Below are 11,177 nucleotides of genomic sequence, written 5' to 3' on the forward strand. Positions count from 1 at the left end.
GCTGCAAAAACGCTGTAAAGGTGGTATGAAGTGAGTTATAATGTAGACAGCGAAAGGACGGAAAGATCCTTGTCCCTGCGGCAGCCAGGGCGGGAATGATAATGCGGATTCTCAATAGGCATTACAATTTTGAATGGGAAGGATGGTGCTTTTGGTACTGCATCACATAGATCATGCTGTAGGGACGACAAATAAAGAGCTCATTGTTATCCTTCGACCTGAAGGACTGTTTGAACTCGATTGGCAGGCAACTGACCGGACGATGGACAGAAGCGAGCTTGCCGTTCAGGAAAAAATACATGCGAACTTCATGAACAATTCCGGACAATTCCTTTTGTTTCTAGGCTTCTCGGAGAGATCGGCGTCCTTGTCCGAATCTCTTGGTTATCTCATGCTTATTGCATCTGCATTCGTCAAGAAACTCTCCCTCAATCCGGATATTGAATCGCTGCGCGAACGGATCGTGGTTGAAATCGAAGAAGATGACATGAAATATCTTTTGCAGAATGCACCCTGGCTAAGTGGCGCCGAACATTTAAACCAGAGCTGGATAGAGAAAGTATGGGAAAAACTCAATTATTCGTTCTGCAGAACAATACAGACCTACAAGGGCAGTGTAAACCAGTTCTTTGCCGCGATGAATCCGAATATTCATCTGGTTGGACGGGTGTTCTTTCATTTGGTTGAGAGTAAGGATGAGGAGTATCCCTTCTCCTTCTTGGCAACCTATTCTTCGGATGTCTCAATGGACGGCAAATCCAGGCATCTGCCCCTAAAGCATGCTCTGGTTGAATATGGAGATAATAATAGAAAGCTGTTGGAATTACTCTCGACAGTGAATAAGGCATCCGAAAAGAGTGCTTTTATCGCAGAGCTTGTGGAGTCGGGAGAAATATTTCATCCGATCGGCTTGACGGCGGGTGAAGCCTACACGTTTCTAAAGGAAGTATTGCTTTATGAGGAGGCCGGCATTCTATGCCGCATACCCAAGTGGTGGAGAAGCAAGACGGATTCATTAAAAATATCTGTCAGTGTTGGAGATAAACAATCCTCTCGATTGAGCTTTGATGCTCTCGTGGATTTCAATGCCGAATTGTTTCTGGGGGGACAATCCGTATCTGCGGCCGAATTGAAGCGGCTGCTGGCTGAAGCGGAAGGACTTGTCTTTATTAAAGGAAAGTGGGTAGAGGTCAATCACGAACGGCTGAAGGAAGCGCTGCAGGCGTATGAACATGCGCAGAAGCTGATGGAGAACTCGGAGATCAGCATGATTGACGCCATGCGGTTCCAATTGAATGCCCGAACCATATTGAATGTCCCGGAGGAAGCCTGTGAACTTGAAGTAACGAATGGCGATTGGCTTCGTTCCGTTGTAAGCAGCTTGACGCATCCGGAGACGATAGAGCCCGTTGCCGTTGGTGAAGATTTTCATGCCAGCTTGCGAACGTACCAGGAGCGGGGCTTAAACTGGCTTCATTTCATGAAAACGCTCGGACTTGGCGCTTGTCTTGCTGACGATATGGGCCTTGGGAAGACGGTCCAGGTGATTGCGCTTCTGAATTATTTGCGAACAAAGAAGCGTGAGCGAACATTGCTGATTGTTCCTGCTTCGCTTATTGGCAACTGGATGAGTGAAATTGCCAAGTTCGCCCCCTCATTGAAATGCTATGTCTACCATCCTTCCGAGAATAAAAATATAGAGGAAAATGACAGCAGCTTGGAGGAACATGATCTTTTTATAACGACCTATGGCATGCTGTTAAAATATGATTGGCTTACCGGCATAACTTGGGATACATTAATTTTGGACGAGGCTCAGGCCATCAAAAATCCGGGAACCAGGCAAACCAGGATGGTGAAACAATTAAAAGCTTCCTATAAAATTGCCATGACGGGTACACCGATTGAAAATCGCCTTGCGGATTTATGGTCATTGTTTGACTTTTTGAACAAAGGTCTTCTTGGAACCGCCAAAGAGTTTACTGATTTCACCAAGCATATCAGAGAATCTCAAGACGGCTATGCCAGATTGAAGCAGGTGGTAAGCCCGTTCATTCTTAGAAGGTTAAAGACAGACAAAACGATCATCTCGGACTTGCCGGAGAAAATTGAAATGAAAACGTACGCGACGCTGACCAAAAAACAGGCGGTGCTTTACAATAAGCTTGTAGATGACCTCAAGATAAGGATTGAATCTGCCGAAGGCGGAATTGAGCGCAAAGGGCTTGTGCTCTCATCGCTTATGAAATTCAAACAAATATGCAATCATCCGGATCAATACCTCGGTCAGAATTACTATGCTGAGGAGGAAAGCGGGAAATATGCTCGTCTGCGGGAGATTTGCGAAACCATATATGAGAAGCGGGAACGGGTTCTGGTATTTACACAGTTCAAGGAGATCACAGCGTCGCTTCAGGCTTTTCTTGAGCAGATTTTTCAGCATGAAGGACTTGTCCTGCACGGAGAAACGGCTGTGAATAAAAGAAAGGATATCGTGGCTAAATTCCAGGGGCAGGAGTATGTGCCTTTTATGGTGCTCTCCATTAAAGCCGGAGGTGTCGGACTCAACCTTACGTCGGCCAACCATGTGATCCATTTCGACAGGTGGTGGAATCCGGCAGTTGAAAATCAGGCAACCGACAGGGCATTCCGAATAGGCCAGATGAAGAATGTGATCGTGCATAAATTTATAACCAAAGGTACGATTGAGGAAAAAATTGATCTGATGATTGAGGACAAAACCAAATTGTCCAAAGAAATAATTCCCGACATTCAGGAAAGCTGGATTACGGAGATGGATAACAAGCAGCTTGTGGATTTATTCAAGCTATCACTATAATCTTGTGAGGGGAGGCGGATGACATGTCATTTTACGGCGGTTTCCCGGAGTATGTCCCTGTTGCGGAAAGAAGAAAGCAGGCGCAGAAAAGCATGGAGCAGCTTAAGAAGAAAAATCCGAATATTGCGCCAGTGATCATTACAGGCAGGAGGATAACCAGAACATGGTGGGGAAAGTCTTGGTGTGATAATCTTGAGCGTTATTCGGACTATGCGAACCGGATAGGCAGGGGGCGCAGCTACGTCCGCAACGGAGCTGTAGTGGATCTTCAAATGATACAGGGCAAGATCAGCGCGCTTGTTCAAGGCAGCGCATCCAAACCGTATCAGGTTCACATTGCCATACAGCCACTGTCCAAGGACGTGTGGGAAGCCATTATAAAGAATTGCGCCGGGAAAATTGATTCGCTGCAGGAGCTGATGGAAGGCAAGTTTCCCAAAGCGCTCTCTGACTTGTTTACAGCCAAGGGTACGGGTTTGTTTCCTGCGCCGAAGGAGATAACCTTGCAATGCAGCTGCCCGGATTCGGCAAGGATGTGCAAGCATGTGGCTGCGGTTCTTTATGGGGTTGGAGTCCGGCTTGACGAGGACACTGCGTTGTTTTTCATGCTGCGGAATGTCAATGTTGAGAAACTTATTTCAGAGACCATCATCAAGAAATCTCATTCGTTGCTTGAGAAATCCAAGGCAAGAGGCCGGAGAGTTATTGATGAAGCTGATATTTCAGGCGTGTTCGGGATTGAGATGGAGACTGGACCGATAAGTCATGGACAGAAATCGGATACAAAAAAAGGGGCAGGAAAGAAAACGAGATAGCCATTTGCTGTGAATCAGGATGTGAGGAAGCCAGGTCCGTTCTGTATAGAGTGGGCCTGGCTTCCCGGGTTGCTTTGGCTCTAATTAAGTATAGCGGTACAATTTCGCTGCAAAATCTCGCTGCTTTTTTCTAGCGCTGATTTATGGTATCCTTATATGTTATTACGTAAACGAACGGATTGTAGAGACATTGCAAGCGACGTTAAATGTTGCGTGATTAAAATATTTGGGATTAAACATGAAGGAGACAAAATGACATTTAAGGACTTGAATCTTATACCCGCGGTTCTGAAAGCATTAAGCAAAGAGAACTATACGGCGCCGACGCCGATACAGGAACAGGCGATCCCGGCTGTGTTAGCCGGCAGAGACTTGTTTGGCTGCGCTCAGACCGGAACGGGGAAGACGGCCGCCTTTTCCTTGCCGATTGTTCAGCTGTTAAGCGAACAGCCAAGCAGGCCGAATGCGAAGCGCCGTATCCGCTCGCTGATTTTAACACCGACAAGGGAGCTTGCTATTCAGATTTTTGATAACATTCAAGCGTATAGTCAGTACACGCAACTGCGTTCCGCTGCTATCGTCGGCGGCGTTTCGCAGAAACCGCAGGAGCGGGCGCTAAGCCAAGGTGCGGATATTGTGATCGCAACGCCGGGCAGACTGATCGATTTAATGAATCAAAACCAAATCGACCTGCAGCATGTACAGATTTGCGTGCTGGATGAAGCCGACAGGATGCTGGACATGGGCTTTATCAACGACGTGAAGAAAATCATTGCCCAAATGCCCGTCAAAAGACAAACGCTTTTCTTCTCGGCCACGATGCCGCCGGAAATATCCAAAATGGTCAAAGCGCTGCTGGTCAATCCGGTTAAGATAGAAATCACCCCGGTGTCTTCTACGGTGGATCGCATAAAGCAATCCGTTTATCTGGTAGATAAGGAAAACAAGCAAAAACAATTGAACGACCTTCTGCAAAATCGTTCCATCGCTTCGGCCCTGGTATTTACACGTACGAAGCATGGCGCCGACCGCGTTGTGCGCGCGCTCGCGAAAGAGAACATTTCGGCTCAGGCCATTCATGGCAACAAGTCTCAAAACGCCCGCCAGCTTGCATTGAGCAATTTCAAGAGCGGGATAACGCGAGTGCTGGTGGCGACGGACATCGCGGCTAGAGGCATTGATATCGAGGAGCTTTCGCATGTGATCAATTTCAACCTGCCCAATATCCCGGAAACCTACGTTCACCGGATTGGCCGGACGGGTCGGGCGGGACTGAGCGGGACCGCGATCTCTTTTTGCGAAGCGGAAGAAATTCCATATCTCAAAGATATCGAGAAGCTGATCGGAAAGACGATTCCCGAAGTGAAAGACCATCCCTATCCCATGCTGGGAATATCCAGTCAGGCTCGATAAAACAGATCAAGGGGGCGTTAATTTGAGAAAGCACAAGCCAATGTCGTTTGATGAGCTGCTGAAGGATTTGCAAGGCCAGAAAACGGTGCAAGAGGATCCGGATCATATTTCGTTTGAAAAGCTGTTTAATGAATCGTTCATGAGCAAACATTCCAGCTTCAAAAGTTTTGAAGAGTTTGCAGAGAAAGGCAACTTTCAGGTAAAGACACAAGGCGATGTTGATAACATTCCTGACGAGCTTTTTGATCGGCACGTTGCCAGGGAGACGGATTTTGCCGATTGGAAATCGATGCTGGATACCGCGACCAAGGAATATGCCGTAAAGCGAAGCTGAGTTAAGGATGCCGATTTCACGGACTGGGATGAGAAAAATACCGACAATCAGTTCAAGCTCGGATCTGCGCAACAGCCATCGCCACGCTGAAACGAAGCAATAAAACGATATAAAAAGCAAGCTGTTACTTGCCGAATAGCAGGTGACAGCTTGCTTTGCAGAAGCGGCTTTCCTCACTTATTGACTTGCACAACCGCAAAGGTTCCGCTGTCGGCACTGCGTAAAGAGGCCTCGCGTCCTTCGATCCGGGCAGGTACCTTTTGAGCTTTTCCGCTTTGCGGATCGATCATCACGACTGTCGCTTCGGGCTCAGCCTCATCTCGCAGCGTAATGATGGGCTCATGGTAGACGGGGCCTGGTCCGGGAACGTATACCTCAGTGCCAACATCATCCACCAGACTGAGCTTGAACGCGTGAAGCGCCGATAGCAGCTTCACGTCGCGGTCGACCAGCCAGGCGCTGTCCGGATCTGCCGACTCCTCCGCGATGTCGAGCTTCAGGTACAATTCGCCGGCATCCCGGTCCGCGCCGGCGCTCCATCGTTTCAGCTGCAGGCTGTCTGCCGCCACGGTCCAGGACGCCTGTGGTGTCTGCAGGCGAATGACGGCATCGGTGTCCCGGTCCAGAACCGTTAGCGGCAGCACGATCGACCGTTCGCTCTCGATGGTAATGTCCGGATACCGGCTCAACACATCCGTCAACAACTGCGTGTCCAGCGGCCGGTTCTGCAACCCGGCGGGAATGCGGATGACGTTCCCGCTCACCTCCGGCGCCAATTCGGATACGATTATCTCCACCGGTGCGGAAACCAGCTCCCGGCCGTCCAGCCTCACGGTGGCCGTGATGGCCGCCGTACCGGCGGCCATGCCCGTCAGTGTATCGCCATTAACGGCAACAACGTCGGGATTGCCGGAAGCATACGCAATCTCTGCGCCGCCGAGCAGTGCCTGCCTGCCGTTCTTTTGCAGTATGGAAACGGCGGCGTCGGTGCTTTCGCCGACTTTCAGCTCGGCATCCCCAAGCTGCAGCGAAACGCTTTGGAGCTGCACCGGGATTTTGTACAGCTTGCTGCCGACCGCATAGTAGATCGATCCGTCCGGTGCCAGGGTCATCAGGTTGACGGTGCCCGGAATGATCTGCCGGGAGGTTAGATCGTCAGGATCGATCGCCATCAGCTTGCGGCCGATCGTCGAATACATCAGTCCGTCATTACCCCAGCGGATATAGTAAGGTCTGTACTTGCTGGTATTGAACGGGGAGCGTGTAATGATTTTGCTTTTCACAATCTGGAGCGTCTGGGGGTCCAGCGCGAACAACGCCGCATCATAACCGGCGCTCTGGCTGACGAATCCGTCAAGAATGCCCCAGATCAGCCCGTCGGGTCCGACCGAAAGCTCACCGATCAGCTTAACATCGCCGGCAACGCCGGGAATGCGCGGTGTAAAGCCGGCCGTCACGGACTTCGTCTCCAGCTCGTACACGAACAGTTCGGCTTCGTTCGCGGCCGGGTTGACCCCGAGACCCCCCCATACCGATGTGCCGCCGAATATTTTGCCGTCCTTGTAGGCCAGGCCGAACAGGCTCTGATTCGGTACGATATCCCGGATCGTCTCCGATTCGAGTACGACGCTGCCGCCCTCGTCAACCGCCTCTTCGGCGATCGTCAGGGCGCCCCCCAACTGGCCGTACGTCGGGAATGTGCCGATGAACAGCTTGCCGTCTCCCGCCGTCATGGTGAACGGCCGGTCCTGCAGCTCCTCAATGTTCAGCGCCATCCCGGGGTTGCCGTTGCCCTCCTGGATATAATTCAGCGGCTTGTTCATGTCGAGCCGATACATAACGGCGCCGGTATAGGTGCCGTAATAGGCGGCATTGCCGAGAAAGCCGATGCCTTCGGGCTGATGAAATTCCTTGTTGCTGTACACGAATTTCCCGGTTTGCAGGTCATACACGCTCATGCCCCGCTGATAGCCGCCCAGATACAGGTAGCGCCCGTCCGTTTCCAGCGCGTTGACGGCCGTCGCCGATGTTGGAACCTGTATGGCGTGCTCGGTATACAGCTTCGTCTTGGGATCGAACAGGAACGATTCCCCGAAGGCGGCCATACCTGCCAACACCTGCCGCCCGGCGAGCGGGCCGCTGTCCGGTACGATCCAGGCATGCGCCTTGACCGCAGTGTCGGCGGGCAGCTTGGGAATGCCGTCGATCCTGGTTACGAGGTCCGCCGCAATGTCATAGGAGTAAAGCTCTCCGCCCAGCTTGTAATAAACCAGATTCGGTTCCTCGGGCGACGGCGGGGACAGCTTCGTCTGAAATTCGATCGTCCGCACATAGGCTCCGGTAGCGGCGTCCAGCACATACAGGTCCGCGCCGCTGTAGGCAAACAGCTTGCCGCCGTATACATCCACCTCCGAGATCGTCTTGGTTGTGCCGGTTACCCCGGGAATATTGATTTCCGCAATCTCCCCGCTTGCCCGGTCGTAGCGCATCAGATGCGCCGTCGTTCCGGTGCCGACATACACGTACGCATCGGTGACACCCAGGCCGCGGGCGTACTGCTGCCCCTCTTTCATGACACCCAGATCGCGGAAGGCACCGGTAGCAATGTCGTATTCGAAGACGCGCCCCATGTTCGTATTGGAATAAGTGCTGCCGTAGATTTTATAATCGGCGCTTGCCTTCAGGTCGAAAACCTGCTTGTTGGAAGGATTGGTTCCCAGCGCCTCGATCGAGCGGTTGTTCACCATATAACGATACAGAATACCGTTGGAGCTGAAATACATATTGCCGTCGGCTCCTTTGGCGATGGACCAAATCGTGTCGGACGAGCCGGCAATGCGCTCGGTGAATTTCAGTTCGCCGGTCAACGCGTCAACGACATGGAACGATACAGGAGAACCTACGGTCGCCACGTACTGCTCCCATCTGCCGTCCGGTCCGATCCCGTAAGCGGCGGCTTGGGAAAGCGCATACGATACCGCGTCGCCGATCTCGACAGGGGCATCGTATAAGAGCTCAAAAGGCTGCTCGTCCACTTTCTCTTTCAGCTCGACATCGTCGATGAATGCGCCTGTCCCCGTTCCGGAGGCGCCGTAGTAGAATGTAATTTCCGCGTATTCCGCACCGTCGGGCGCAGCACCTTCTACCGTGATTTTATCCCAGGCTCCGACCTTATTCGCCAGGATATTGTATGTCCCGCCGCTCAAATCAGCGGTGGAACCCGACCTCTTGAATCGCAGATAGACGCGGACGCTCTTCGCTTCGACATAGACGTTTGCAGTGACTGTGTAGGTCTTGCCCGGCGTGACAGGAATCGGTTCGCCGGCCACCTCGAGCGATTTCGTCGTCGAATTATCGGTCATGTACAGGCTGTTGCTTCCGGATGCCGCCATGCCCTGCCGAATGGAAACCCCGAGCCCTTCCGACGGCATGGCAGGTCTGGTGAACCAGCCGGGATAGCTGTCCGCGGATTGTTCGAACCCGCCGTTCGGTACTTCCAAGGCTTGCGCTTGCGTCTCGCGCGGTTCGGGGAACACGCCCGGCACGGTCAGGGCAACGCCAAGCATAAGGATGGAAAGCCGCTTCCGCTTCCACTTCAACTTCATCTACAAATTCCCTCCTGTAAAATCAAGTTACGCCCGCGCCTCCGTTCACGATCTGCCTATAAATCGGCATGCTGCGGATTTGTAAATGAACATAGCGCCATAGCGTTTCATCTGTCAATGCTAACCCGGCAACACCTTTAGATTTTCTTCATTTTGTTAAGATTGCATCATGTTCTTCGAGGGTTCTCTCCCGGATAATAAGGCCATACAGGTGCAAACGGCGTCATACCTTTCATCCGGAGGAGTACTGCTTATGAACATTGCCAACATCAAACGAAGCTCCCGATCACGAACCTGGACTGCCATTCACAAAGATTGGGACCTCTATCTCATGCTCGTTCCCGGGCTGTTGTTTCTGTTACTGCTCAAGTACACCCCGATGTACGGCCTCGTGATCGCGTTCCAGGATTTCAGTATTTTCCGTGGGGTCGGCGATAGTCCGTGGGTAGGCTGGAAGCATTTCGAACGGCTTTTCGTGAACGATCAATTTCTGAATGTGCTGGGGAATACGCTGATCATCAGCCTGTACAAGCTGATTTTCCTGTTTCCGGCTCCGATCATTCTGGCGATTCTGCTGAACGAGCTCCGCAAAATCGTATTTAAACGCATCATCCAGTCGGTCATCTATTTGCCGCATTTCATCTCCTGGGTTATCATCAGCGGTCTGTTCATCAACCTGCTTTCACTTAACGACGGGATCGTCAACACGGTGATCGAGCGGCTGGGAGGGGAAAAAGTCGCCTTCTTCATGGATCAATCGGTATTCCGCCCGCTGCTGGTTGTGACGGAAGGGTGGAAGGAGGTCGGCTGGGGCACGATCATTTATTTGGCCGCGATCTCCGGCATAGATCCGCAGCTGTACGAGGCGGCGAAGATGGACGGCGCCAGCAAGCGGCAGCAGATGATCCACGTGACGCTGCCCGGCATTTTCTCCACCATTGTCCTGATGCTCATCCTGCGTCTCGGCAACATGCTGGAGGCGGGCACGGAGCAGATTCTCGTCATGTACAATCCGGTCGTCTACGACGTGGCCGATGTCATCGGAACGTTCGTCTACAGGGTCGGGCTGGGCGCTTCCGACTACAGCTTCTCCACCGCCGTAGGCATGTTCGAATCGGTCGTCGCCTTTACGCTGGTTGTCCTTGGCAACTCGTTCTGCAAGAAGTTTCTGGGAAGGAGCATCTGGTAATGGCGCTTGTTAAAACGGCCAATCCGGTCTTGAAGGCAGGCAAGGCGGGAAGCCCAATCCGGGAATCCGCCGGAGAACGGGTGTTCAATGTCTGCAATTATGTTTTTTTTGCGCTTCTCGGCGCGGCGACGCTGTTTCCGTTTCTGAATGTCATCGCCAAATCGTTCAGCAGTGAAGCAGCGGTCGTATCGGGGATCGTGACATTCTACCCGATCGATTTCCAGGTCGGAACCTACGAGCTTGTGCTCGGCAATAAGCAGTTTCTCAATTCGTTCAGAATCACCATTCTCGTCACCGTCATCGGCACCTTCGCATCGCTGTTTATGACGGTGCTTGCGGCTTACCCGCTATCCAAGCCCGGCCTGAAGTTCCGCAAGCCTCTTCTGTTGATCTATGTGTTCACGATGCTGTTCAACGGCGGCATTATTCCGACTTATCTCGTCATGCGTCAGCTTGAGCTGGTCAATACGATCTGGGCGCTGTTCGTGCCCGGACTGATCAATGTGTTCTACATGCTGATCGTCAAAAATTTCTTCGAAGGGCTCCCGGAAGGCCTTGAGGAATCCGCGAAGCTGGACGGCGCTTCCAATTTGCGGGTGCTGTTCAGCATCATTCTGCCGCTGTCCAAGCCCGTGTTGGCGACGATCGGGTTGTTCTACGCGGTGCTGCTGTGGAATAGTTACTTCAACGCGATGATCTACATTACATCTTCCGAGCTGAAAACCTTGCAGCTATACCTGAAGGAATTGATCGCTTCCACGCAAGAGGTGCTGACGACAGCCGGGCAGATCGACGTCAACCGCGATTTGAACCAGGCGCCGGAAGCGGTTCGAGCCGCGTCGATCGTGACGGCAACAGTACCGATACTGCTCGTGTATCCGTTCCTGCAGAAGCATTTTGTCAAAGGTGTCATGGTCGGTTCGGTTAAAGGATAATACAACCTGTTTTTCTGCCTTTCATTTCCGTATAACAAAGCGGAAGT

Annotated in this window: 6 protein-coding genes and 1 pseudogene; 6 read left to right on the forward strand and 1 reads right to left on the reverse strand. The window is 52.0% G+C overall.

Annotated features, from left to right (window positions below; genetic code table 11):
- Positions 1-133 precede the first annotated feature (133 nt).
- The 4 genes and pseudogenes from RWM61_RS04875 (at position 134) to RWM61_RS04890 (ending at position 5,401) form a co-directional block, all read left to right on the forward strand.
- A complete protein-coding gene (locus RWM61_RS04875) occupies positions 134-2,839 on the forward strand; it encodes a DEAD/DEAH box helicase (RefSeq protein WP_313998018.1) in 2,706 nt (901 codons plus the stop codon).
- A 23-nt stretch (positions 2,840-2,862) separates the two neighbouring features.
- Positions 2,863-3,654, forward strand: coding sequence for an SWIM zinc finger family protein (locus RWM61_RS04880; RefSeq protein WP_313998020.1), 792 nt, complete (start codon positions 2,863-2,865; stop codon positions 3,652-3,654).
- 252 nt (positions 3,655-3,906) lie between these two features.
- Positions 3,907-5,040 (forward strand): annotated as a pseudogene (locus RWM61_RS04885) (DEAD/DEAH box helicase); the annotation flags it as partial.
- Positions 5,041-5,107: 67 nt separating this feature from the next.
- Positions 5,108-5,401, forward strand: coding sequence for a hypothetical protein (locus RWM61_RS04890; RefSeq protein WP_313998113.1), 294 nt, complete (start codon positions 5,108-5,110; stop codon positions 5,399-5,401).
- Between the two features lie 173 nt (positions 5,402-5,574).
- On the opposite strand, the gene RWM61_RS04895 is transcribed toward RWM61_RS04890, so the two are convergent.
- Complete coding sequence (locus RWM61_RS04895) at positions 5,575-9,006, reverse strand: carbohydrate binding domain-containing protein (RefSeq protein WP_313998023.1); 3,432 nt, start codon at positions 9,004-9,006, stop codon at positions 5,575-5,577.
- A gap of 253 nt (positions 9,007-9,259) precedes the next feature.
- Here RWM61_RS04895 and RWM61_RS04900 point away from each other — a divergent pair, with 253 nt between their 5' ends.
- Both RWM61_RS04900 and RWM61_RS04905 read left to right on the forward strand, forming a co-directional pair.
- Positions 9,260-10,195, forward strand: coding sequence for an ABC transporter permease subunit (locus RWM61_RS04900; protein WP_313998025.1), 936 nt, complete (start codon positions 9,260-9,262; stop codon positions 10,193-10,195).
- Positions 10,195-11,130, forward strand: coding sequence for a carbohydrate ABC transporter permease (locus RWM61_RS04905; protein WP_313998027.1), 936 nt, complete (start codon positions 10,195-10,197; stop codon positions 11,128-11,130). Before RWM61_RS04900 ends, RWM61_RS04905 begins: the two co-directional genes overlap by 1 nt.
- Positions 11,131-11,177: the final 47 nt, after the last annotated feature.

The organism is uncultured Paenibacillus sp., assembly GCF_963515335.1.
Lineage (GTDB): Bacteria > Bacillota > Bacilli > Paenibacillales > Paenibacillaceae > Paenibacillus_I.

Coding starts and splice junctions, on each gene's coding strand:
- RWM61_RS04895 (WP_313998023.1), bottom strand. CDS start 9,006: ATGAAGTTGAAGTGGAAGCGGAAGCGGCTTTCCATCCTTATGCTTGGC.
- RWM61_RS04875 (WP_313998018.1), top strand. CDS start 134: ATGGGAAGGATGGTGCTTTTGGTACTGCATCACATAGATCATGCTGTA.
- RWM61_RS04905 (WP_313998027.1), top strand. CDS start 10,195: ATGGCGCTTGTTAAAACGGCCAATCCGGTCTTGAAGGCAGGCAAGGCG.
- RWM61_RS04900 (WP_313998025.1), top strand. CDS start 9,260: ATGAACATTGCCAACATCAAACGAAGCTCCCGATCACGAACCTGGACT.
- RWM61_RS04890 (WP_313998113.1), top strand. CDS start 5,108: ATGTCGTTTGATGAGCTGCTGAAGGATTTGCAAGGCCAGAAAACGGTG.
- RWM61_RS04880 (WP_313998020.1), top strand. CDS start 2,863: ATGTCATTTTACGGCGGTTTCCCGGAGTATGTCCCTGTTGCGGAAAGA.